The 24,232-nt window shown below is 36.6% G+C and carries 21 protein-coding genes; 14 read left to right on the forward strand and 7 right to left on the reverse strand.

Annotation, left to right across the window (positions count from 1 at the left end):
* The first annotated feature begins 175 nt into the window (after positions 1–175).
* Together CA834_RS08745 and CA834_RS08750 are read left to right on the forward strand one after the other, a co-directional pair.
* Positions 176–1,624: an MBOAT family O-acyltransferase gene (locus CA834_RS08745; RefSeq protein ID WP_094968316.1), complete on the forward strand. Its 1,449-nt coding sequence runs from the start codon at positions 176–178 to the stop codon at positions 1,622–1,624.
* Position 1,625: 1 nt separating this feature from the next.
* Positions 1,626–2,570 (forward strand): hypothetical protein, encoded by a 945-nt coding sequence (locus CA834_RS08750; RefSeq protein ID WP_094968317.1) that lies wholly within the window; start codon positions 1,626–1,628, stop codon positions 2,568–2,570.
* A 22-nt stretch (positions 2,571–2,592) separates the two neighbouring features.
* On the opposite strand, the gene CA834_RS08755 is transcribed toward CA834_RS08750, so the two are convergent.
* From CA834_RS08755 to ychF, 4 genes are all read right to left on the reverse strand, one after another.
* On the reverse strand, positions 2,593–5,244 hold the full coding sequence (locus CA834_RS08755; protein ID WP_094968318.1) for a DNA gyrase/topoisomerase IV subunit A: 2,652 nt from the start codon (positions 5,242–5,244) through the stop codon (positions 2,593–2,595).
* Positions 5,245–5,249: 5 nt separating this feature from the next.
* A complete protein-coding gene (locus CA834_RS08760) occupies positions 5,250–5,726 on the reverse strand; it encodes a hypothetical protein (protein ID WP_094968319.1) in 477 nt (158 codons plus the stop codon).
* Positions 5,723–7,579 (reverse strand): DNA topoisomerase IV subunit B, encoded by a 1,857-nt coding sequence (locus tag CA834_RS08765; protein WP_094968320.1) that lies wholly within the window; start codon positions 7,577–7,579, stop codon positions 5,723–5,725. The genes CA834_RS08760 and CA834_RS08765 overlap by 4 nt, the downstream gene beginning before the upstream one ends.
* A 228-nt stretch (positions 7,580–7,807) precedes the next feature.
* Positions 7,808–8,902: a redox-regulated ATPase YchF gene (gene ychF / locus CA834_RS08770; RefSeq protein ID WP_094968321.1), complete on the reverse strand. Its 1,095-nt coding sequence runs from the start codon at positions 8,900–8,902 to the stop codon at positions 7,808–7,810.
* 167 nt (positions 8,903–9,069) lie between these two features.
* On the opposite strand from ychF, the gene CA834_RS08775 reads away from it, so the two are divergent.
* The gene (locus tag CA834_RS08775; RefSeq protein WP_094968322.1) at positions 9,070–10,605 is read left to right on the forward strand and encodes a DUF748 domain-containing protein; all 1,536 of its coding nucleotides are present in this window, start codon (positions 9,070–9,072) and stop codon (positions 10,603–10,605) included.
* A 549-nt stretch (positions 10,606–11,154) separates the two neighbouring features.
* Here CA834_RS08775 and CA834_RS14665 read toward each other — a convergent pair.
* Positions 11,155–11,328 (reverse strand): hypothetical protein, encoded by a 174-nt coding sequence (locus tag CA834_RS14665; protein ID WP_165764779.1) that lies wholly within the window; start codon positions 11,326–11,328, stop codon positions 11,155–11,157.
* Positions 11,329–11,432: 104 nt separating this feature from the next.
* The gene (locus CA834_RS08780) at positions 11,433–11,786 is read right to left on the reverse strand and encodes a 4Fe-4S dicluster domain-containing protein (protein ID WP_094968323.1); all 354 of its coding nucleotides are present in this window, start codon (positions 11,784–11,786) and stop codon (positions 11,433–11,435) included.
* Between the two features lie 146 nt (positions 11,787–11,932).
* Between CA834_RS08780 and CA834_RS08785 the strand changes: the two genes are divergently transcribed.
* The 9 genes from CA834_RS08785 (at position 11,933) to CA834_RS08825 (ending at position 20,504) form a co-directional block, all read left to right on the forward strand.
* A complete protein-coding gene (locus CA834_RS08785) occupies positions 11,933–12,991 on the forward strand; it encodes an acyl-CoA reductase (RefSeq protein WP_094968324.1) in 1,059 nt (352 codons plus the stop codon).
* Between the two features lie 113 nt (positions 12,992–13,104).
* The gene (gene serC / locus CA834_RS08790; protein WP_094968493.1) at positions 13,105–14,166 is read left to right on the forward strand and encodes a 3-phosphoserine/phosphohydroxythreonine transaminase; all 1,062 of its coding nucleotides are present in this window, start codon (positions 13,105–13,107) and stop codon (positions 14,164–14,166) included.
* Positions 14,167–14,259: 93 nt separating this feature from the next.
* The gene (locus CA834_RS08795) at positions 14,260–15,210 is read left to right on the forward strand and encodes a D-2-hydroxyacid dehydrogenase (protein ID WP_094968325.1); all 951 of its coding nucleotides are present in this window, start codon (positions 14,260–14,262) and stop codon (positions 15,208–15,210) included.
* Positions 15,211–15,306: 96 nt separating this feature from the next.
* Positions 15,307–15,942: a DUF937 domain-containing protein gene (locus CA834_RS08800; protein WP_094968326.1), complete on the forward strand. Its 636-nt coding sequence runs from the start codon at positions 15,307–15,309 to the stop codon at positions 15,940–15,942.
* Between the two features lie 184 nt (positions 15,943–16,126).
* Positions 16,127–16,567: a DUF6146 family protein gene (locus CA834_RS08805; RefSeq protein WP_094968327.1), complete on the forward strand. Its 441-nt coding sequence runs from the start codon at positions 16,127–16,129 to the stop codon at positions 16,565–16,567.
* 27 nt (positions 16,568–16,594) lie between these two features.
* Entirely contained in the window at positions 16,595–17,089 is a 495-nt protein-coding gene (locus CA834_RS08810; RefSeq protein WP_094968328.1) for a DUF6787 family protein, read from the forward strand.
* Positions 17,089–17,427: a hypothetical protein gene (locus CA834_RS08815; RefSeq protein WP_094968329.1), complete on the forward strand. Its 339-nt coding sequence runs from the start codon at positions 17,089–17,091 to the stop codon at positions 17,425–17,427. The genes CA834_RS08810 and CA834_RS08815 overlap by 1 nt, the downstream gene beginning before the upstream one ends.
* Positions 17,428–17,465: 38 nt before the next feature.
* Positions 17,466–19,877 carry a TonB-dependent receptor gene (locus CA834_RS08820; RefSeq protein ID WP_094968330.1) on the forward strand — a complete coding sequence of 804 codons (2,412 nt, stop codon included), beginning with the start codon at positions 17,466–17,468 and terminating at the stop codon, positions 19,875–19,877.
* 45 nt (positions 19,878–19,922) lie between these two features.
* Positions 19,923–20,504, forward strand: a complete 582-nt coding sequence (locus CA834_RS08825) for a hypothetical protein (RefSeq protein WP_133085476.1) — start codon at positions 19,923–19,925, stop codon at positions 20,502–20,504.
* A 31-nt stretch (positions 20,505–20,535) separates the two neighbouring features.
* Here the strand turns inward: CA834_RS08825 and CA834_RS08830 are convergent, their stop codons facing one another.
* Entirely contained in the window at positions 20,536–20,799 is a 264-nt protein-coding gene (locus CA834_RS08830; RefSeq protein ID WP_094968332.1) for a hypothetical protein, read from the reverse strand.
* A 194-nt stretch (positions 20,800–20,993) separates the two neighbouring features.
* Between CA834_RS08830 and CA834_RS08835 the strand changes: the two genes are divergently transcribed.
* Entirely contained in the window at positions 20,994–23,453 is a 2,460-nt protein-coding gene (locus CA834_RS08835; protein WP_240507543.1) for a DUF5916 domain-containing protein, read from the forward strand.
* Positions 23,454–23,499: 46 nt separating this feature from the next.
* Positions 23,500–24,162 carry an ABC transporter ATP-binding protein gene (locus CA834_RS08840; RefSeq protein ID WP_094968495.1) on the forward strand — a complete coding sequence of 221 codons (663 nt, stop codon included), beginning with the start codon at positions 23,500–23,502 and terminating at the stop codon, positions 24,160–24,162.
* The last annotated feature ends 70 nt before the right edge of the window (positions 24,163–24,232 follow it).

The following is a 24,232-nucleotide window of genomic DNA, read 5'->3' on the forward strand; positions in this document are numbered from 1 at the left end:
AACATTTCGATTAGGGCAGATAAGAATAAATTTTTTTAAAATGAAGTATTAGAGCGTAAATTTCAGGCTTCTTGACTAAAATATAGTGGGAAATACCAATAACAAAAACTACAATTCATATATTTCTTAAATTTTTTAAAAAGATAAAAGAACCCAAATCTTAAAAAGTTAGGTAATGCTATTCAATTCAATAGACTTTGCGATATTCCTACCTATAGTTTTTATTCTTTATTGGTTTTTTTGCCACAAGAATTTAAAACTCCAAAATTTACTTATTGTAGTAGCGAGTTATGTGTTCTATGGGTGGTGGGATTGGCGCTTCTTATCACTTATTGTTTTTAGTACAGTTGTCGATTATTCTATAGGCATTGCACTCTCTCGAGAAGAAAATAAAAAGAAGAGAATACTATTTCTATGGCTTAGTATTATGGTCAACTTAGGATTTCTTGGTTTTTTCAAATATTACAACTTTTTCTTAGACAACTTAATTACCGCATTTACGTTTTTCGGAATTAAACTTCATGCCAGTTCTTTAAAGGTTATATTACCTGTGGGCATTAGTTTTTACACCTTTCAAACATTAAGTTACACTATAGATGTATACAGAAAAAAACTCACCCCAACTAAGGATTTTATAGCATTTTCAGCTTTTGTTAGTTTTTTTCCACAATTAGTTGCTGGACCTATTGAGCGCGCAACAAATCTGTTGCCTCAATTTTACACCAAACGAAAGTTTGAATATAACAAAGCTGTTGACGGACTTCGACAAATACTGTGGGGAATGTTTAAGAAAGTAGTTATCGCTGATAACTGTGCTGAATTTGCAAATGAGTTTTTTAATAACCACACCGAATATGGAGGAAGTGGATTATTATTAGGAGCTTTATTTTTTACATTTCAAATTTATGGAGATTTCTCTGGTTATTCGGATATAGCGATTGGCACGTCTCGATTATTTGGATTTAACTTAAAACAAAATTTTGCGTTTCCATATTTTTCAAGAGATATTGCCGAATTTTGGAGACGTTGGCATATCTCTTTATCCACTTGGTTTAGGGATTACTTATATATACCTTTAGGCGGAAGCAGAGGCGGTACAACTATGAAAGTGCGCAATACATTTATTATTTTTATTATCAGCGGCTTCTGGCATGGCGCCAACTGGACCTTTATTGTGTGGGGCGCGCTAAACGCCTTTTATTTTCTGCCTTTATTACTGACAAATAAAAATAGGTCCAACATTGGAACTGTTGCCGAAGGCAGATTGCTCGCATCATCAAAAGATATCTTAAACATTACTTCAACTTTTTTACTCACAATACTTGCCTGGGTATTTTTCAGAGCTGATTCTGTTAATCACGCATTGGAATATTTAGCTGGGATATTTTCCAATAGCTTGTTTTCTGTTCCTAGTTTCGAAAATAGAGCACATGCCGCTGAAGTTTTAATACTAATAGGATTTTTAATTATCATTGAGTGGCTAGGAAGAGAATCTCAATACGGCTTAGAGAAATTGGGTCTTAATTGGAAACGAAGCCTTAGAATAGCTTTTTATTTAGGTATTGTTTGTCTAATATTCTTATTTGTTGGCAAAGAACAAGAATTTATATATTTCCAGTTTTAGCATGAAAACTTTTTTAAAAAAAATAACCGTCTTTTTATTATTGGTAGTTCTTGTAGTAACATTAATTGTCGTGGGTTCTGATTTTATAATTAAAAGTCAGTCAAAATTTACTGTTAACAAGGATGTCACTAAGTTAATTCTTGGACATTCCCATTCACAATGCTCAATAAACGATAGCATTCTTAAAAAAAGTATTAACCTATCTGCGTCGGGTGAATCCTATTTCTATAATTACCAAAAATTAAAAAAGATTATTGGTGACAACCCACAGATACAAACTGTGTTTATAGAATTTACAAATAATCAAGTTGACAGCGTAATGGATGATTGGACTTGGGGCTATGAAAAAATGTCATTTTACCTCCAATACTACAGTTCATTTATGGATTCCGAAGATTTTAATTTACTGCTAAAACACAACTCGACAGACTTATTTGCAAGCTATTCCATAGCGACTAGGAAGCATGTCTATCGTATTGTTAAAGGTGACTATAACTTAGCTGACGAAATTGGCAATTATATGTACACAAAACAAAGTAAAGTAGAAGAACTGATTTCTAACAATAATTTTAATTCGAGTATTTCTGAAAGCCATTCAATTTCTGAGACTAATATTCAATATCTAAGAAAAATGATTAAATATTGCAGAGGTAATAGTATTGAAGTCTTTCTTATTAGAAGCCCCCAGCACCCGCTCTATGCGGATTTAAGCAATGAAGATGTATACCAAAATATATTGAAAACAAGATTTGATGATGTTGATTTATTAGATTTCAATGGTATGAAATTCCCTAATAGCAATTATTTAGACCTACGACATTTAAATTACAAAGGAGCTAATAAATTCACTACACTTTTTGACAACCTGATTGAAAATAACCTCTTATATTCAGCCAATAAGCAATTTTTGATTGATGAAGCTGTTAGAAATTTTAACAAAAAATAAATTAAAGATAGTTTTTAATTTTCTAAAACAACCTCCCTTGACCCTTACTACCTCCTGCATTGTGGTCATCTGATTTGTTGTTTGAGGCCTTCGATGAATTAATTTCATCGGTTCCGCTCAGTGTTTCTTCATCTACAACTTCAAGCTCATCGGCAGGCACCTGTTTTGGTGGCTCATAGGGCAATGGTTCCAACAAACTAATCTGATTTATTTTATCTTTAGTCAATTGATTTCCAAGAGCATTAATACCCTTTATCGCAATAAACTCTTCAAGGTTAACTTCCATATTGGGTTTACGGTCCTTGCCGCGTTCCTTTGTAAATTCCACATCAGCCATAGGCTTCCAATCGGTGGATACAATCTCTAATTGCGAATCGGAATGATCTGAAATAAAGCTTTCCTCCTTACCTTCATTCTCTATTAAAAATCGTTTTACATAATAGCGCTCTTTCTCACCATCATAGTAGATGGCAGAGATGGGTTTTTTAGGAATCCACTTCTCCAAGACAATCATATCACTGTCAAAATGTGTTGTTAGTTCTGGAATTATAGTTTTTACCAACCCAGATTGTGTTATAATCAACAAACGATCTTCCCCTCTAAATTCGCCTATAAGCTCTCCTCGTCCATCCACATTAAGGCGCTGTACCGTATCATCAAACCAAATTTTACGTGGTTTTAGGGTAGAAACACCTTTTTCCTTAAGCTCTATACGTTTTATAGCATATTTTGTAACCAGATTGCCTTTAGACCCTCTTCCCTTAATAAGGATATCAGCAAAATCTAGGTCCCATTTAAGCTTTTTAATGCTTCCAGCTTGGCGCAAGAGTATTGTGACCACCTCAGCTTCACCATTTGGGTTAGCTGAAAAATACCAAACTACCGAGTTCTTGTTGCCATTCGTTAAATCATACTCCCTGTCGCGCGTTATGCTGGTAACGGCAAAGCGTTTTACATAGGATGGCCCTCCTTTTCCATCGCGATAAATCATATTATAGATGGTTCGCTTGTCTTTTTTCTTAAACACCGCGACATGGATAATATTTTTGCCAACAAACGTTTTAGAATCCACTTTAGTGACCATCATTGTGCCATCTTGGGTAAACACTATGATATCATCTATATCACTGCAATCACAAACATATTCATCACGCTTTAAGGATGTCCCCACAAAACCTTCTTCCCTATTGACATAAAGCTTTGTGTTTCTAATTACAACTTTGGTAGCGTCTACATCATCAAAAACACGGATTTCAGTTTTCCGTTCCTTTCCGTTTCCATAATCTTTTTTAAGACGCTCAAAATACGCGATAGAATAATCTATAAGGTTGGCCAAGTGATGTTTAACCTCAGCTATTTGTGCTTCTAGGGCATCTATTTTTTGCTGGGCCTTCTCAATATCAAATTTTGATATACGCTTTATCCTGATTTCTGTTAACCTCACGATATCATCTTCGGTAACAGCGCGTTTCAAATTTGTTGTAAACGGCTTTAAACCTTTATCTATAGCACTTATAACACCTTCCCAGGTTTCTTCCTCTTCAATATCGCGATAAATCCTATTTTCAATAAAAATACGCTCTAAAGATGCGAAATGCCATTGTTCTTCATACTCCCCAAGCTTAATTTCAAGTTCTTGTTTTAAGAGCTGCACCGTATTGTCTGTTGAGCGTCGGAGCATTTCAGTTACACCTACAAAAAAGGGCTTGTTATCCTCAATTACACAACCCAATGGAGAAATAGACACTTCACAGTTTGTAAAGGCGTACAAGGCATCTATGGTTTTATCTGGAGAAATCCCGGTAGGTAAATACACTAAAATCTCAACTTCAGCGGCCGTATTATCTTCTATACGTTTTATTTTGATTTTACCCTTGTCGTTAGCCTTTAAAATAGAGTCAATAAGCGTTGACGTTGTGGTTCCAAATGGAATTTCAGATATCACTAAGGTGTTTTTGTCCCGTTGTGAAATTCGTGCCCTTACCCTTACTTTTCCTCCTCTTAGTCCGTCATTATAACTTGTCATATCAGCGATACCGGCCGTCGGGAAATCTGGTACTAACGTAAAGCGTTTACCTTTTAAATGCTTAACGGAAGCGTCTATGAGTTCAATAAAATTATGAGGAAGGATTTTTGTAGATAAGCCCACGGCAATACCCTCGCCACCTTGCGCAAGAAGGAGTGGAAACATCACAGGAAGGTTAATGGGCTCCCTCCGTCTGCCGTCATAGGACGCTTGCCATTCTGTGATTTTTGGGTTGTAAACAACATCTAGGGCAAACTTTGATAGCCTTGCCTCAATATATCGTGAAGCTGCAGCTCTATCGCCGGTTAATATATTTCCCCAGTTACCTTGGGTATCTATTAATAAATCTTTCTGTCCTAGCTGTACCATAGCATCAGCAATACTGGCATCACCGTGAGGGTGATATTGCATGGTATGACCTACGATGTTGGCCACTTTATTGTAACGCCCATCATCCAAATCCTTCATGGAATGCATAATGCGACGTTGTACAGGTTTAAAGCCATCTTCAATTGCCGGAACAGCACGTTCTAGTATAACATATGAAGCATAATCCAAAAACCAATCCTTGTACATTCCTGTAACCTTGGTAATGGTTTCCTGACTGCCATTCTCTTCCTGTACCGATTCATCATGTTCTTCTGACATCTTCTCTATCCTTGTTGTTTATGCGTTTTGTTTTCTTTTATGATTTTGCGCAATGATTGTCTGATATACCTTAATTTTTTAGGCTTACAGAGCGTGACATTGAAACGCTCCTTGCTTAATTTTCCATGTTTCGACTTGAGGGTTAACACCAACGCCTTATATACTAAATAATTATTGATTCTAAAATTGACCAACTCTTGTCGAGCAAACTCAACTTGCTTTCCCCTATAGTTGATATACTCGGTTAAAATCAACCCTTTATTAATTATATAAACCTTGTCGCCATCACTATCGTATTCAAAATAGCGAGCTATGGCATAAAACAAAATCATCACAACAAAAAACCCAATAATAATATACCATGTAATGTCTGGGTAAATATCTAGCGACTTAAATACGGCGGCCAATAGAATGGCGAAAATCACCAAAACAAAATAAATAGAAATTACGGTATTTCTAACTTTTCGATTGTCTGTTCTCATAAGGTATCTTCAACCACATCAAGTTCAACCTTTAGATTTTCTATAATGAATTCCTGTCTGGAAGGTGTATTTTTTCCCATATAGAATGAGAGTAGTTCTTCAATAGACATGTCCTTGTCTAGCATAACAGGATCTAACCTGATGTCATCGCCAATAAAGTGCTTAAATTCATCAGGTGAAATCTCACCCAAACCCTTAAAGCGCGTAATCTCAGGTTTTGGCTTTAATTCTTCTATGGCATCGCGGCGCTCCTCTTCTGAGTAACAGTAGATGGTTTTCTTTTTGTTACGAACCCTAAATAAAGGCGTTTGTAAAATATATAAATGCCCTTCCTTAATTACTTCTGGAAAGAATTGTAAAAAGAAAGTGATCAAAAGCAGTCTAATATGCATACCATCCACATCGGCATCTGTTGCGATGACGATATTGTTGTAACGCAAATCCTCGATAGACTCTTCTATATTTAATGCTGCTTGTAATAAATTGAACTCTTCATTCTCATAGACAATCTTTTTGCTTAAGCCGTAAGAGTTTAGCGGCTTTCCTTTTAGACTGAATACTGCCTGGGTATTTACATCCCTTGACTTTGTTATACTCCCGGATGCAGAATCACCCTCTGTGATAAACAAAGTGGTCTCTAAATTGCGCTCATTCTTTGTGTCTCCAAAGTGGACCCGGCAATCACGTAGTTTTTTATTGTGAAGGCTGGCTTTTTTAGCGCGTTCCTTGGCCAGTTTTCGTATGCCGGATAGCTCCTTACGCTCACGCTCGGCTTGCATGATTTTACGCTGAATCTTTTCAGCAGTATTCGGATTTTTATGAAGGTAGTTGTCCAATTGTGTTTTGACGAAATCATTGATATAGGTGCGCACTGTTGGCAAATCACCACCCATATCCGTAGACCCTAATTTGGTTTTGGTCTGGCTCTCAAATACAGGTTCCATCACTTTTATGGCAATCGCCGCCACCACAGATTTTCTGACATCTGACGAATCATAATTTTTTCCGTAGTATTCGCGAATGGTTTTAACGATAGCTTCTCTAAAAGCAGATAAATGTGTGCCTCCCTGGGTGGTGTTCTGACCATTGACAAAGGAATGGTATTCCTCACTATATTGGGTTTTACTATGAGTAATGGCTACTTCAATATCTTCGCCTCGCAAATGGATAATAGGATACAACAAATCCGAATCGGAAATGTTTTCGGATAGCAGGTCCTTAAGACCATTTTCAGAATAATATTTTTCACCGTTAAATACTATGGTCAATCCCGGATTGAGATACACATAGTTTTTCAACATTTTTATGACATACTCGTTTCGATACTTATAGTTCTTAAAAATAGTAGTATCCGGAACAAAGGACACCTTAGTACCCTTCCTACGAGAGGTTTCGTCCAACATTTCCTTGTTGGTCAACTCACCTAATTCAAATTCTGCAGAGGCCGATTTGTTATCTCGTGTCGATTCCACCCTGAAATAGGAGGATAAGGCATTTACCGCTTTGGTACCTACACCGTTTAACCCAACGGATTTCTTAAAAGCTTTGGTATCGTATTTACCACCGGTATTCATTTTAGAGACCACATCCACCACTTTCCCCAACGGGATACCCCGACCGTAATCACGCACAGTAACCCGTTCACCTTGAATGGAAATCTCAATAGTCTTACCGGCACCCATAACAAACTCATCAATGGAGTTGTCCAATACCTCTTTTAAAAGAATATAAATACCATCATCTGGAGAGGAACCATCACCTAATTTTCCGATATACATCCCAGGACGCATACGAATGTGTTCTTTCCAATCGAGTGAGCGTATGTTATCTTCAGTATAATTAGACTGTGCCATAAAATTTGAGTCAATAAAGTTGTTAGGATCAATCGCTAATATAAGGCTATACCTCAAAAAATGAAATATGGTTTCACTAAAGTAATTAACAATAAATCCGCTCTATTGTTGACAAGATTACATATTTTGAAGGAAGATTCAATCAAGCGTAACCCAGAGGTCTAAGTAAACCATTTCTGCAAATCGTAAACGCTAATATTTCAATACTCAGCTCTCAACATTAAAAACCTATACATTAAACAAGAAATGCATCACATCACCATCCTTGACGATGTAATTCTTGCCTTCTACCCGCATTTTACCGGCTTCCTTCACTTTGGCTTCGCTGCCATAGCTCACATAATCATTATAGGCAATCACCTCTGCCCTGATAAAGCCTTTTTCAAAATCGGTATGGATAACACCAGCCGCCTGTGGTGCTGTTGAGCCAACAGTTACTGTCCATGCACGGACTTCCTTAACACCAGCAGTGAAATAGGTCTGCTGGTTTAAGAGTTTATAGGCTGCTCTAATGAGCTTTGCCGAACCGGGCTCATCCAAGCCAATGTCTTCCAAAAAGAGTTGACGCTCCTCGTAATCGTCAAGCTCATTGATGTCTGCTTCCGTACCAACTGCCAAGACCAAAACTTCCGCCTGCTCATTTTTAACTGATTCACGGACCTGCTCTACATAGGCATTACCAGTTGTGGCAGCACCCTCATCAACGTTACAGACATACATAACGGGTTTTTCTGTAATAAGCTGTAAAGGCTTTACATAGTCCTCATAGTCTTCATCGGAGAACGTTAAAGCTCTTACCGAAGTGCCGGCCTCTAGACCTGTTTTAATTTTATTAAGTATAGCTTCCTCGGCTTGGGCTTCTTTATTACCAGTTTTAGCAGCTCTCTTTACTTTATCTAACTTCTTTTCTACCGTTTCCAAGTCTTTGAGTTGCAATTCCATGTCTATGGTTTCTTTATCTCGAATGGGATTAACGGAGCCATCGACGTGGACAATATTATCATTATCAAAACAACGTAGTACGTGTAAAATAGCATCAGTTTCTCGAATATTAGCCAAAAACTGGTTGCCTAGACCTTCCCCCTTACTAGCACCTTTAACAAGACCAGCGATATCTACGATTTCTACCGTTGCCGGAATCACCTTTTCTGGGTTAACCAATTCCTCGAGCTTAGCCAAGCGTGGGTCTGGTACATTCACCACACCAATATTGGGCTCTATGGTACAAAACGGAAAATTGGCACTTTGCGCTTTGGCATTAGACAAACAGTTAAATAAGGTGGACTTGCCAACATTAGGTAATCCTACTATACCAGCTTTCATAGTTGCTTAATTTTTGCGTGTGCAAATGTAGGTAATATTAGAATTAATTACTGACAAAAGTTTGATCAAAGCTATGGTCTAAAAGTTTTTTACATTATCGTCTAGAAGATGTTGTGGTTCAATGGCTAGTATCATATTTTTTTCAAAATATTTGTCTATTTTTAAACATGTTTATAATCCATTCAAAATTGATAAAAAAAGCAGCCATTCTCCTAGGTGTCTTGCTAATTCTAGGACTAATACTCCATTGGTTTATTGTACAAAAAGTAGAATCTACCCTTAAAACGGCCTTACCAGATGAGATCGCCTTAAATTATGAAGATATAGAGGTTAGTACCCTCGGGCGATCATTGTCCTTGGATAATGTCTCCTTTACTCTAAAAGATTCCACCAATGCCCAAGAATTGGCAAATTTTACTATTGAGAGAATAGATTTTAAAAACTTCGGTATTATAGATTATCTCAGCAACAAGACTATTGCTTTAAATTATGTAGGAATTTCTAATGCTAACGGATACATCAAACTACCTAATAGTTTAGCTAAAGACAACAACAATATGGTTAAACCGACTCTTTTTGACAAAGTGTCTATTGGAGAAATTGAGTTAGCACATATCACTATGCAACTAAAAGATCAAGAAACAGACTCTGTTAGGGCATTAATGACTGACTTAAACCTTAAAGTTAATGCGGTTCAAGCCAATGCAAAAGACGATACTATTAACTTGTCTTATAACAGCTACACCATTGCTACCGACTCGATTGTACTTACCCTTGGTCCCTTTAATAATCTAAGTATTAAATCCGTAAATGGCACCCAAGACTCAACAATCATTGCTTCCGCTGAGCTAAAAACCAAATTCGAGCCTGGTGAGTTGAGGAATCATATCAGACACGAAATGGATTACTATGATGTAAAAATAGAAGATATTGCAATAATTGATATCCCAAAAACGCTTAATAGGGAAAAATCACCATTAAACCTTGGTAAGGTCATAGTAAATAATCCCAATGCATTCATATACAGAGATAAACTCTTGGCGGATGATTTAAAAGCAAAACCTATGTTAAGCGAAATGATTAGGCACATACCTTTTAATTTTACAATCCCTAGTTTTGAAATTAATAATGCTACCCTCACTTATAAAGAACGCGTGCATGCCTACAATGATGGTGGAGCTTTATCTTTCGAAAACACCTTTATCAGTATCCCTAACTTGTCTAACACGGCCGACTACCAACCGGTTTCTATAGAGATGAGAGCAAATCTCATTGAAAGTGGAGAAGTTAAAGCCAGCTGGCAATTTGATGTTTTAAACCAAAACGATGATTTTACCTTTAGTGCAGATGTAAGCCATATTAATTTAGAATCTATAAATAGCTTTAGTCAGCCTAATTTTAATACTGAAATGGAGGGCCACATTGATAAATTATATTATAACATTTCTGGGAATAAACGCACCTCTCATATTGATATAAAGGCCAAATATTCTGATATCAAAATTTCCATACTCGATAAAACCCATAAAAGCAGAAATAAGTTTTTCTCCTCAGTGGCTAATATCATAGTTCACAAAAACTCAAAAAACAAAAAATCTGATTTTAAAGAGGCAAAAGCCAATGTAGAGCGGGATATAACCAAATCTAATATTAATTATATCTTTCATAATGTTAAAACTGGACTTACTAAGATTTTTATTTAGCTTTTAAGATACCTGTGCAATTCAATGGTTGCCTCTCGCCAAGTAGTAAACCCCCCTAAAAAATGCTGTAATTTTAAGGGTGTTTATATTTACATTAGGGTACTTCCATAAGTATAACATCCATCTAAAACTAGATAAACGATTAAATCTACAAGCATTGATACAATCAACTGAAGTCAAATTATGTAATTAAGACAATCTTAATAGACAAGCAAAATATTTCTGAATAATGAGAGTCAAATGCTCGAGATCAAATACTTTCCTGTATTAAAATTGACCTTTGTCTGTTTGGAATTTAAATCAAATTTTGAGAAAACATATTGTTAAAGAACAAACTCAACCTTTGGCTTTTAATATCGAAAAGTCATGACAAACAGCCTTGTTCCTGAGAGGCAATTACACCTTAAAATCTAAATAGATGTAGGTTGGAATTAGAAATTATTAAGCAGCCCTGACGGTTCAATGTATTTACCTATAAAACGAATTTTATCTAACAAACTGGGAAAAGGGGAAGTCGTCAAACTTCATCAGATCAGCACTGTTCGAAGTTTATTCGGATTTTTGATCAAGGCCATCGAATACCATTGAAAAGCAAATACCAAAAGCGATACCCATTGGCATCCACAATACTAATTTATCCATTGCGATGCCAATGACAGCACCTATACAAATCCCTAGTGCAATGCCCTTGGCCCAATTAGATTTAGAAGTTTTTTTTTTCATACCATCAAATTTATTAACCAATTGATACGGTGGCCTAACCTCATGTTACTGCAATTTCCAAGATATAGGCTTAGAATTTATGAGTGGATTGTAGTAGTGTACGATTAATCTTCTGGATGCATAAAACGTTGCTTGCCCAACAACTCTTCTTCAGTCTCTACGTGGTTTTCGTCTGGGACACAGCAGTCTACAGGACAAACTGCAGCACATTGCGGCTCTTCATGGAAGCCCATACATTCTGTGCATTTATCTGGGGCTATATAATAGACTTCATCACTAATAGGTTTCTGTGGTTCGTCAGCGTCGACTTCCTTGCCATTTGGTAATACAACCTTTCCTGTGAGGCTTGTACCATCTTTGTAGCGCCAATCGTCAGCACCTTCATAAATTGCTGTATTCGGGCACTCCGGCTCACATGCGCCGCAGTTAATACATTCATCAGTTATTATAATTGCCATGTCTTTTCTTTTTCACAACGATGAAACACTTTGCTTGGAAATCCCAAGGGCTTAAACCAAGCTTAGCTTCACTCGCATTTTTGAATTTATTGCCTATTTTTGCACTTGCAAAGTTAAGGTCTCATATAGTTTTTACCAAATAAGTAATGGAATTACAAGAAAGAATTAACGCATTCTCAAAATTAGGTTCTTTTTTATCACAATTTTCGAATTCACCCTATACAAAGGAGGATACCGTAGAAGCTAATGACCTCTTCTTTGATGGATTCAAACATCAACTACAGTTAGCCCGAGAACATAACGGTTGGTTCACCAAGGCTAATTTAGAATATGCACTAGACTCTTGGTCTAAATCATTAAATTACAGTAATATTAAGTCATGGTTGAGTAAGTACAACTTTAAAAAAGTAGAATCTAAAACCGTCGCTATTATAATGGCTGGAAACATTCCCTTGGTAGGTTTTCATGATTTTTTATCTGTGTTGATTACCGGACATAAGGTCCTAATAAAACAAAGCTCAAATGACAGGCACCTACTGCCCTATTTGGCTAAATATCTTGAAACGGTCGAGCCTAATTTTAAAGGAAAAATCTCATTTACCCAAGAACACTTGGAAAATTTTGATGCCGTCATTGCTACTGGAAGCAATAATACCGCACGTTATTTTGAGTATTATTTTAAGGGTAAGCCATCTATAATTAGAAAAAACCGGAATTCTGTAGCTATACTAACGGGAAGGGAAACCCATGAACAACTCGAAGCACTTTCTGACGATATCTTTAGATATTATGGGCTAGGTTGTAGGAATGTGTCTAAATTGTTTGTGCCTAAGGGCTACGATTTTGATGCCTTTTTTAAAGCCATATACAAATGGCATAACATCATTCATGAGCATAAATACGCTAACAATTACGACTACAATAAAGCAGTATACTTAATGAGTGAGTTTGAAATGCTAGAAAATGGTTTTGCTATGCTAAAACATGATGAGAACTATGCCTCACCCATAGCGGTCCTTTTCTACGAGTATTATGACAGTGCCGATAGCTTAAGACAAAAACTAGAACAAGATCAGGAATATATACAATGCATTGTCTCCGATACTTTCCCCAGCTCTAAAGTACATTTTGGTGAGACCCAAAAACCCCAATTATGGGATTATGCAGACGATGTAGACACTGTTGAATTCCTGTTAAAAACATAGGTAAAATTTATCGATTTGATACTATAAAATCAACTTGAATTTAGCACCTTTGTAGTCTTTAAAACAACTTGCTTATACCCTATCTAACAGGGTGTAATAGAAACAAGAATAAGATGAAGAAACATAATTTTAGTGCCGGCCCTTGTATATTGCCCAAGTCGGTCATGGAGCAGGCATCCGAAGCCATTTTAAATTTTGACGAAGGCTTATCCCTGTTGGAAATATCCCATCGCAGTAAACCTTTTGTAGACGTTATGGAAAAGGCCAGGGCTTTGGCGCTCGAACTCTTAGGCCTTGAAGGCAAAGGTTACAAAGCGCTGTTTTTACAAGGTGGTGCCAGCCTCCAGTTTTTAATGGTTGCTCTTAACCTCTTGGAAAAAAGAGCAGGATATCTTAATACCGGAACTTGGTCAGACAAAGCTATTAAGGAAGCACGCATTTATGACGACATCTACGAAGTAGGCTCATCTAAAAGTGCCAACTTTAATTATATCCCCAAGGGCTACGATATTCCAGAAGATTACGATTACTTTCACTGCACATCCAATAACACCATTTTTGGAACGCAAATGAAGCATTTCCCGGATTCTCCCATTCCAATGGTATGTGATATGAGTAGTGATATCTTTTCACGCCAGTTAGACTTTTCTAAATTCGATTTAATCTATGCTGGTGCCCAAAAGAATATGGGTCCTGCCGGCACTACTCTAGTGGTAGTAAAAGAAGACATACTAGGAAAGGTATCTAGAAAAATACCTTCCATGATGGACTACAAAGTGCATATCAATAAGGGAAGTATGTTTAATACACCTCCTGTTTTTGCCGTATATGTATCTATGCTTACCTTAGAGTGGTTAAAGGATCTCGGTGGTATTGCGGCTATTGAAGAGGAAAATGAAAAAAAGGCACGAGTGATGTATTCAGAAATTGACTTAAATCCTTTATTTAAAGGTTACGCTGTTAAAGAAGATCGTTCTACTATGAATGCCACTTTTACCCTTGAAAACGAAAATTTAAAGGAAACCTTTGATGCCATGTGGAAGGAAGCAGGTATCAATGGACTTAATGGTCACAGAAGTGTAGGAGGCTATAGAGCCTCTATGTACAATGCCCTATCTTTAGATAGTGTTAAGGCTCTTGTTGAAGTTATGAGTGAATTGGAACGCAAGGCCTAAGGGGTTTTGAATGCAGTTCACAAACAAAAAAATATAAAAATTCAAGGTGAATGTCTTTTTTGAAACGTTTAACCTTTAACCTTTATCTCAAAAATGAAAGTATTAGCAAATGATGGTATATCCCAAAGCGGTATTTCTGCCTTAGAAGCTGCTGGACATGACGTTATTACCACTACCGTGGCACAAGAACAGTTACAAAACTACATTAACGACAATGATATTGCCGTTCTACTGGTGCGCAGTGCCACTAAGGTGCGAAAGGATATTATAGACAACTGTCCAGGATTAAAGATTATTGGCCGGGGTGGCGTTGGTATGGACAATATTGACGTTGACTATGCCCGTAGCAAAGGAATTAAAGTAATTAACACGCCTGCAGCCTCATCACATTCTGTTGCAGAGTTGGTATTTGGACATTTCTATGGTTTAGCCCGCTTTCTTCACAACGCTAACCGAGATATGCCATTAGAGGGGGATAAAAATTTTAAATCCCTAAAAAAAGCATACGCTAAAGGGACCGAGCTTAAGGGCAAAACCCTTGGTATTATTGGTTTTGGCCGTATTGGTCAAGCTACTGCCAAAATTGGTATTGGCGTTGGAATGAAGGTCGCTGTGTATGACCCTTTTATTGAAAAGGCAGAGTTACAATTAGAATTTTTTGATGGGCAATCCCTAAATTTTGAAATTACCACAGTCTCCAAAGAAGAGGTCTTAAAACATGCCGATTTCTTAACGCTTCACGTTCCAGCCCAAAAAGACTATGTCATCGATGAGAAGGAATTCAATATGATGAAGGATGGTGTAATCATTGCTAATGCCGCAAGAGGTGGTGTAATAAATGAAGTAGCCTTAGTAAAAGCCTTAGCAAGTGGTAAAGTAGCACGTGCAGCACTTGATGTGTTTGAAAAAGAACCACAGCCCGAAGTGCAGTTGTTGATGAACCCCGCTCTATCCTTAACACCCCACACCGGAGCGGCGACAAATGAAGCTCAGGATAGAATCGGAAGTGAACTCGCCGAGCAAATTATAGCTATTTTAAATTAGACTTTTAATCCAAAATATTAGCTTAAACCCTGGGGATTAATCGATTAGTAAAAATCTTTGTGTCCCTTTAAGTCAAAATTTTAATCATAACATAAAATGGAAGGAATCTTAGATTTATTGAACAGTGATTTGGGAAAGACTATTATAAACGGTGTTTCGGGATCAACAAATACAGATCAGAGCAAAACCAGTAGTGTACTGACTATGGCATTGCCTGTACTAATGAAAGCTATGGAGCGTAATGCTGCAACTCCAGATGGTGCAGAGGGCTTAATGGGTGCCTTAAACAAAAAACATGATGGGAGTATTTTAGATAATCTTGGGGATTTATTTGGCGGTGGTGTTGATGATGCTGTTAAAACCGATGGGTCTAAAATATTAAGTCATGTACTTGGCCATCGCCAACAAGGTGTTCAACAGGTAATTGGCCAAAAAGCTGGACTAGATGCAGGTTCCGTGGCTAATATTTTAGAAGTAGCTGCACCAATCCTAATGGGAGTTTTAGGGAAACAAGCACGACAAAACAATGTACGTTCACAAAATGATCTAGGAAGTCTTTTGGGTGGCATGCTTGGTGGAAACGATGCAAGAAATCAGCAAAGTTTTTTAGAGCAGGTTTTAGATGCTGACGGTGATGGGAGTGTTGTAGACGACGTCGCAGGAATGTTGTTGAACTCAGGCAATAAAAAAGGTGGCCTTGGTGGTTTGCTCGGTGGTTTGTTTGGAAAATAATTTACTTTCCTTGATTATAGAGATAAAGCAGTCCTAAGTAGACTGCTTTTTTATTTGTAAATTTTGATATTGATACAGTCCTTATTACAATACAAGCCCCGATGCTTAGACCATTTGCATTTGAATATCCTTAATAGTGATATTAATAATAGTCAGACTTCTGGATTTTTAATATTTTTATAATATGAAAAACGTTCTGAACATAACCGTTGTGGTTCTAATACTTTTTTTTAGCTGCAAATCCTATAATACAAAGCAAATCATTGATCATGATAACCCGAATGCCATTGTAAAAAGCGATACAGTGAGCATTAGCAGCGACGAGACGGATTATGAAATCATTATTATTGAGCCAGGCTTTAACCAATGGCTGTATGGCACGGCACGTCCCCGGGGCTATTATTCACAACAGTTCTTGGAGGACCGTAATGCTCTACTAGTTCAAAATTGGAATATGAGACATTATCAGCCCGGAACTTATGATCCTAATCTATATTTACAACCTATTGACTATGATAGGCGAACGGATTATGGCTACGAGGTGAATTATTTACTCTATAATTATTTTATTTATTTTCAATTAACCTATAATCAGCAACTGACTTCTTTTATTCCTAGAATTTAAATTAAATTTGCACCTTTTTAAGGTGCTATGGAAAATTTTAAAAAACGCTGGGAGATAGAAAAAAATTGGCAATTACTATTCCCAATAATCGGCATGCTTGGCCTTGCCTATACGGCCTTTCGATTTAGTAAATTCATTCTGGGAGATTATGGTGCAGCGATTGTAGTTACAGCGTCAGCTATAATATTCTTTATAATTCTTAAAATCACCCTATTCTTGTTTAAAAAGCTTGAAGATAGATGGGTTCTGACCTATAGATGGGAAATGATTAGAGTTTTTATAGTGTTCGCCATTACGGGCTCTTCTTCCCTATACGTCGGTAGACCAATTATCAAGTTTATTGGAATTACTAAAGAAAACTTAAACCCTGTACTTTACTGGATTTTATTTATTATCATTGGACTGATTTTCTATCAAATTCTACTAGTAATCTTTGGATGGCTATTTGGGCAGTTTCAATTTTTCTGGGAGTTTGAGAAGAAAATGTTGAAACGTATGGGATTAAAACGATTTTTGGATTGATGTCAAAATCTAATATTAAAATTTATTTTCAAACTATAGCAATTTTTCTTGTACTTGGAGTGCTATCACCCTCTCTGGTGAAGTTAGCCCATGCTTTTAATCATCATCAACACGAGGTTTGCGAAAATCAAGATTTAAACGCCACTCACTTCCATAAAACTGATGTTGATTGTGAGTTTTATAAGTTTAAAATTACCAAAAACGTCTTCTTCAGCTCTCCCGAAAATGAGCCTATTGTAAAGACATATTTACAGAAACTTGAAGATTCGTATTATCAATTTTTCATTCCACATCAGCAATTAATATCCTTCCTGCGTGGTCCCCCGCGCTTAGTGTAAACGCATAATTTAAGCAAACACTAAATTAATTCTGAAACATGTTCCGATATATTGGACTCTTATCTCTTGCTATTACGAGTTTAAGTTTTAGTCAAGATTGTAATTTTACTTTATTAGGCGAGCTTTCAGATTTTCATGATGGAACACCTATTGTTTCTGCAACCATATATATTAAGGAGAACGATAGGTACATTACCTCTGATTTTGACGGTAAATTCAAAATTGAAAATCTGTGCAAAGGCCCATTAACATTAACTATTTCACACATTGCTTGTGAAACTAAAACGGTTTATGTTAACATAACAGGTGATACGTTTAAAGCCATTACCCTAGAGCACCATATAGAAGAATTAGGTGAAGTTTCTGTCACTGGGAACTCGACAAAACAAGAAACCAACACAGCTCAAAAAGCCGTAATCGAAGTAAATGAGATTGAAGCTTTTAGCAGTGGAAGTCTAGCTGACATTACCCGCACTATTTCTGGCGTTTCTACCTTAAATACAGGTAACAATATTGTAAAACCAATTATCCACGGTTTACATAGCAGTAGAGTCATTACCATGCAAAATGGAGTTCGTATGCAAGATCAAGAATGGGGATTAGAACACGCTCCTACAGTAGATGTTAATGCGTTGCAAGAAATCACGCTGGTAAAGGGAGCCTCTGCACTGGCTTATTCGGGCGATGCCATAGGGGGTGCAATTGTTTTAAGACCTATAAAAGCATATAATAGGGATACTCTTGTTGGAAAGACCATCGCCGTTTACGATTCTAACAACAGAGGTTATACAGTAAGTTCTTCTTTATTCAAATCTTATAAAGAAGGCTGGTTTTTTGGCGGACAAGGAACTTATCGTCGATTTGGGGATTCAAAAGCTCCTGATTATGTATTGTCTAATACAGGATTAGACTTTAAAGCTTTTTCTTTACAATCTGGATACAGAAGCTTTGAGGAATCCTTTAATGTATACTATAGTTATGTTGACAATGAAATAGGAATTCTTTCTAGTGCACATATTGGTGGTATCGATCAATTTATCGAATCTATAGAAAGTGGTCAACCATCAACTATCCAGGGTTTTACTTATGACATTAAAGATCCTAGGCAAAGAATTAGGCACCATTTGGTAAAGGCTGAGTATGAGCGCCGTTTCTCCAATTTGGGTAAATTATCCATACAATATGATTATCAAAGTAACCAAAGACAGGAATTCGACAGGAGAAGAGGTGATTTCAGGGGTGTTCCCTCAATTGATTTGTTACTCCAAACCCATGGTTTACAAACTAAATTTTTGTTTGATAGCAATAGCAATGTGAAAGTGCAGGCTGGTATTCAATCCCAGTATCAGGATAATTTTGCAGATCCAGCTACAGGTGTCTTTCGCCTAATACCAGATTTTCAACGCTTTGATATTGGTACTTTCGTTACGTCTGAGTGGAAACTCGATAATGGATATCTTTTAGAAGGTGCTATTCGTTATGACTTTAATCACATTGATGCGCAAAAGATTTATCGTGAATTCCGATGGGAAGAAAGAGGTTATGATCAAGATTTCGCCGACATCGTGGTTGATGAGAATATTGCTCCGGGACAACTTTTAACTAATCCAGTCTATGATTTTCATAATATTTCTGTAGCTATTGGAGCTAAAAAGCGTATCGACAAACATGAGTTTGCTCTGAATTATTCCTTAAGTAATCGAGCCCCTAATCCTTCAGAATTATTTTCCGATGGTTTACACCAATCCGTGGCTCGTATAGAAGTTGGAAACTTAAGGCTAGGCAAAGAAACAGCCAACCAATTATCCGCGACCTATACTTATCAAAACTCTAGATTTAAAGTGTTAGTAGAGCCTTATATCAACCGAATTGACAACTATATTTTTATTGCGCCAACAGAACTTGGTATAAGAATAATAGGTCAAGCGGGTGCGTTCTTAGAGTATGAGTTTTTGGGAACTGATGCCTTAATTTATGGGGTAGATTTAAATTTAGATTATTTACTATCAGAACGTTTATCTATTAAAAATTCAACAGCGTTCATTATTGGTGAAGATTTAAAAAATAATGAAGCCTTAATTGATATGCCACCGTTAAATACTAGAACCACAATTCAATATCAAAATAAAGAGTGGAATAGTCTTGCTGTTGGGCTTACATCTGATTTTTTTGCAATGCAAAACAATTTCCCCAATTATAACTTTCTATACACTGTACCATCTACAGGTGAAGAAGTTTTAGTTGATGTAAGTACGCCTCCACAAGCCTATCATTTGTTGCACTTTAATAGTTCAATAGAAACTAAATTATTTAAAAAAAATACATTAGAAATCGGGTTCAGTATTCAAAATATCTTAAATACAAGCTATAGAAACTATTTAAACCGATTACGATTTTTTGCTGACGAAGTTGGAAGAAATTTTCAAGTACAATTAAAATTCAATTATTAACATAAACCATTAAATATGAAGTCCATTTTTTTAAATTTAACAAACATGAAAACCATTAAATTACTTTTTTTACCCCTTTTCGCGTTAGCCTTATTTTCATCTTGTTCTGATGACGATGATGCGCCAGCACCAGTTAATCCAAGCGAGTTGATTACCAACGTTGAGGTTATTTTTACAAATGAAAATGACCCAAATGATGTAGTTACCTTAAGTGCCGTAAGTGCCGATGGTATCGTAGACCCTACACTTTCTGTCAGTGGTCCATTTACAGCTAATGCAGATTATACAGCTACTATAACTATTCTTGACGATGTTAACAATGAAGATATTCTTGAGGAAGTTGTTGAAGAAAAAGACGAACATTTCTTTGCCTATGCTGTTAATCAAACTATAAATGTATTAGATATGATTAGAGATGATTCAATTGACCCTCAACGAACAGACGGGAATTATCTGGGCGTAGAAACAGCCTGGTCATTCGGTGCAGCAAGTACAGGTACTTTCACACTTCAACTTGTTCACGAAGCATCCTCTGTTGATGACCAGTTTGGTGAACCTTTTGAGTTTGGTCTTTACACAGGAGGAGAGCTAGACATCAACAATACTTGGAATATTGAAATACAATAAATAATAATCTAATAATATAAGGGCCACTAGATTAGTGGCCCTTTTTTTTGTCTTGTTTTAGTATGTAAGTGTAAATCCACATTAAAGTAAATGTTGGAACAACGTCTAGCATTGGTAAGGCTTCCTCGATAAATGATATTATAGCCGCAATCTTTCCTGGCTTACCCTTATAAAGTTTGGTCATTATATAAGCTGAAAGTGGAGCCCAGACAAAATCAAAAGCCGGAAAAATATACGAGACATAGCCTAAAGCGTCACAAACAATACCCCAAAGAAGTATTTGATATTTTTTCATGAGTAAATTTAAGTTTTCCAATTATCTAAAGCGCAATAAATATTCCAAAAAAATCGGGTGAAAAACCAAGAAATATTTCAAAAACAAAACCTGTACTTTTTAACGTTTAGTTAAGAACGATAAAGGATAGGACGATGTAGTTTTGCACAGGTCAATGAAAAATAGCAACCGTAATCTACCTTCTCAAATCCATATTGAATCTACTACATAAAACTAAAATTTGTTGGGTTATACTGCTGTTCTCGATTATTTCTCCTTTCAATAAGGGCAATGCACAAAACAAAAAAGCGCTTCATGTTGGGCGCGCTAAAAAAGCCCCAAAAATAGACGGTAATCTCAACGATGAAGTTTGGCAAAATGCTGAAATAGCTACTGGTTTTATTCAATTTGAACCAGATATTGGGAATATACGCCCTGAACATGAGAGAACCGAAGTTAAAATCACCTATAATGATAGAGCCATTTACGTAGCAGCGTATTTATATGACGACCCAGATAAAATAATGAAACAACTCACAGCTAGGGATGATTTTGGACAATCAGACTTCTTTAGGGTGGTTTTAAATCCTAATAACGATTCACAAAACGATACCGAATTTACTGTATTTAGCTCTGGTCAGCAATCAGATGCGATTGCCAATCCCAGCATAGGTACTGACAGAAGCTGGAATGCCGTTTGGCGGAGTGCGGTGAAAATAGTAAAGGATGGTTGGACGGTTGAAATTGAAATTCCCTATAGAACGTTAAGATTTCCTGAACAAGACAATCCAATCTGGGGACTACAACTTCATCGCAACTTTAGGAGAGAACGCGCTCAGTATAGTTGGAATCCAATTGATCCAACAAAAGGTAACGTAGGCCTTTATCACGGTGAACTTATAGGTTTAAACAACCTGAAACCTCCTATTAGACTTAATCTTTACCCCTTTTCGACAGGTATTGTAAATGATTTCGATGGTAAAACTACAACAGACTTAACCTTTGGAATGGACGTAAAATATGGTATTACCGACAATTTTACATTAGATGCTACGCTGGTTCCAGACTTTAGCCAGGCGGGATTTGATAATATTGTTTTAAATCTTGGTCCCTTTGAACAGACCTTTGCTGAGCAACGACAGTTTTTTACAGAAGGGGTAGATTTATTTTCAAAAGGTGGTTTATTTTTCTCAAGACGTGTTGGAAATGCGCCTTCAGGTGACGTAGAACTTGTAGAAAACGAGGTACTGAATCAGCCTGACGAGGTTAAGGTTCTCAATGCCGTTAAAGTCTCTGGACGAACAAAAAAAGGCTTGGGAATAGGTTTTTTCAATGCCATTACCGAAAAAACATTTGGAACCATAACTGACACCCTAACAGGTAATGAACGCTCCGTCGTAGTAGAACCTTTTGCTAATTATAATATTTTAGTAGTAGACCAACAGTTTAATGGGAACTCCGCGGTAAGCCTTATCAATACCAATGTTACTCGAAATGGTGAATTTAGGGATGCTAATGCCACTGCACTTGTGGCCAACTTAGTCAACAGAAGAAATACTTATCGCATTGATACCGAACTAAGAATGAGCAATGTGAATTATCAGAATGAAGGATGGGAGTCTGGTTTTAGCACTTTTTTTCGTGCCGCTAAAGTTCATGGTAATTTAAGGTATGGTTTCGCACATCGATTTGCAGACACTAAATACAATATAAACGATTTAGGATTAAACCTTCGGAATAACCAAAACGACTTTGAAACAGACGTCTCATATCAAATCTTTAAACCTAGAGGGAAATTAAACAGTTATAGGATTAATGGCTTTTTTAACTATAGACGACTCGTTGACCCCAATGTCTATGCACGAATGAATTTTGGTTCTACATATAGGGCAACTACGAGAAAATTGGATTCTTATGGCTTTCGCTTAAATATAGAACCTGGCAAGCAATATGATTATTTTGAATCTCGTGATGGTCGATTTTTTATTTACGAAAACTTCATTAGTACCGGTGCTAACGTATCGACTAATTACAATCGCACTTTTGCTATTGATTTAAGGGCAAACATAGGTACACTATTTGAAACGGGAAGAGATCTGTTTACCTATGATTTTGAGATAGAGCCTAGAGTAAGGGTTAATGATCACTTATTACTGATATACCAACTTAACTTTGATTACAGAAATGGAGATCGTGGGTATGCCACAAGCGAAAACGACGAGGCTATTTTCGGTGAGCGAAATAGACAGAGGGTAACGAATTCATTAAGAGGGAATTATAATTTTAATCCTTTTCATTCCTTAGGGCTAACTTTTAGACATTATTGGGATACCGTAGCATACGATGATGAATTATTTACACTGTTAGATAATGGCCGTTTAACTACCGATTCTGGATATACCGTGGATAACGTTAGTGATAATCCGAATATCAACTTTAGTACTTGGAATATAGATTTAAATTATTCATGGCAATTTGTACAAGGTAGTTTTTTAACCTTTTTATATCGCAATCAACTTTTCAGTAATGACGAAAATGTTGAGGACAATTTTACCGACAGTTTAGATCTATTGTTCAATCAACCCGTGCAACATACATTTTCATTGAGATTACAGTATTTTATAGACTATCGCGGTATAAAATCAATTTTCAAGAAAAATAAAAAGGCTTCCTAATTGTGGATTTATGGTTTAAATACTATTTTCACATTCTATGAATCCAATCATCAAAGCTAAAGCCATCTATAAATCCTACGGGGATTTACAGGTCCTAAGAGGAGTTGATATTGACATCCAAGAAAGTGAAGTCATTTCTATTGTTGGGGCCTCTGGCGCCGGGAAAACAACATTACTTCAAATCCTTGGTACTTTAGATAAACCCGATTATAATTCTGACACGGAACTCATTATAAACGGACAATCTATAAAATCCTTAAACGACAAAGCCCTTGCTAAATTTAGAAATCAGCATATCGGTTTTATATTTCAATTTCATCAACTCCTACCGGAGTTCACCGCCTTAGAAAATGTATGTATACCTTCCTTTATAGGCAAACATGATAGGTCTAAGACCGAAAATAGGGCCAAGGAGTTATTGGACTATCTAGGCCTAAGTGAGCGTTTCGACCACAAACCCAACAGCCTTTCAGGTGGTGAGCAACAGCGTGTTGCTGTGGCAAGAGCGCTTATTAATAACCCAAATATTATTTTTGCCGATGAGCCTTCAGGTAATTTAGATAGTGAATCGGCAGAACAACTACACAAGCTCTTTTTTGATTTACGGGACAGGTTTAATCAAACTTTTGTAATTGTCACCCACAACCAAGACTTAGCCAATATGGCGGATAGAAAATTGAATATGATTGATGGTTTAATTTCGAAATAAATCAAACATAGACTTATACTGAGTTTTACACTGGTAGGTTTTAATGCATTATTTTTAATTTTTTGGAATC

Source organism: Winogradskyella aurantia (assembly GCF_002266855.1).
Lineage (GTDB): Bacteria > Bacteroidota > Bacteroidia > Flavobacteriales > Flavobacteriaceae > Winogradskyella > Winogradskyella aurantia.

What these genes read in the sequence shown, in the direction of transcription:
- CA834_RS08745 (WP_094968316.1), top strand. Translation starts at nt 176, where the DNA reads ATGCTATTCAATTCAATAGACTTTGCGATATTCCTACCTATAGTTTTT.
- CA834_RS08750 (WP_094968317.1), top strand. Translation starts at nt 1,626, where the DNA reads ATGAAAACTTTTTTAAAAAAAATAACCGTCTTTTTATTATTGGTAGTT.
- CA834_RS08755 (WP_094968318.1), bottom strand. Translation starts at nt 5,244, where the DNA reads ATGTCAGAAGAACATGATGAATCGGTACAGGAAGAGAATGGCAGTCAG.
- CA834_RS08760 (WP_094968319.1), bottom strand. Translation starts at nt 5,726, where the DNA reads ATGAGAACAGACAATCGAAAAGTTAGAAATACCGTAATTTCTATTTAT.
- CA834_RS08765 (WP_094968320.1), bottom strand. Translation starts at nt 7,579, where the DNA reads ATGGCACAGTCTAATTATACTGAAGATAACATACGCTCACTCGATTGG.
- ychF (WP_094968321.1), bottom strand. Translation starts at nt 8,902, where the DNA reads ATGAAAGCTGGTATAGTAGGATTACCTAATGTTGGCAAGTCCACCTTA.
- CA834_RS08775 (WP_094968322.1), top strand. Translation starts at nt 9,070, where the DNA reads ATGTTTATAATCCATTCAAAATTGATAAAAAAAGCAGCCATTCTCCTA.
- CA834_RS14665 (WP_165764779.1), bottom strand. Translation starts at nt 11,328, where the DNA reads ATGAAAAAAAAAACTTCTAAATCTAATTGGGCCAAGGGCATTGCACTA.
- CA834_RS08780 (WP_094968323.1), bottom strand. Translation starts at nt 11,786, where the DNA reads ATGGCAATTATAATAACTGATGAATGTATTAACTGCGGCGCATGTGAG.
- CA834_RS08785 (WP_094968324.1), top strand. Translation starts at nt 11,933, where the DNA reads ATGGAATTACAAGAAAGAATTAACGCATTCTCAAAATTAGGTTCTTTT.
- serC (WP_094968493.1), top strand. Translation starts at nt 13,105, where the DNA reads ATGAAGAAACATAATTTTAGTGCCGGCCCTTGTATATTGCCCAAGTCG.
- CA834_RS08795 (WP_094968325.1), top strand. Translation starts at nt 14,260, where the DNA reads ATGAAAGTATTAGCAAATGATGGTATATCCCAAAGCGGTATTTCTGCC.
- CA834_RS08800 (WP_094968326.1), top strand. Translation starts at nt 15,307, where the DNA reads ATGGAAGGAATCTTAGATTTATTGAACAGTGATTTGGGAAAGACTATT.
- CA834_RS08805 (WP_094968327.1), top strand. Translation starts at nt 16,127, where the DNA reads ATGAAAAACGTTCTGAACATAACCGTTGTGGTTCTAATACTTTTTTTT.
- CA834_RS08810 (WP_094968328.1), top strand. Translation starts at nt 16,595, where the DNA reads ATGGAAAATTTTAAAAAACGCTGGGAGATAGAAAAAAATTGGCAATTA.
- CA834_RS08815 (WP_094968329.1), top strand. Translation starts at nt 17,089, where the DNA reads ATGTCAAAATCTAATATTAAAATTTATTTTCAAACTATAGCAATTTTT.
- CA834_RS08820 (WP_094968330.1), top strand. Translation starts at nt 17,466, where the DNA reads ATGTTCCGATATATTGGACTCTTATCTCTTGCTATTACGAGTTTAAGT.
- CA834_RS08825 (WP_133085476.1), top strand. Translation starts at nt 19,923, where the DNA reads ATGAAAACCATTAAATTACTTTTTTTACCCCTTTTCGCGTTAGCCTTA.
- CA834_RS08830 (WP_094968332.1), bottom strand. Translation starts at nt 20,799, where the DNA reads ATGAAAAAATATCAAATACTTCTTTGGGGTATTGTTTGTGACGCTTTA.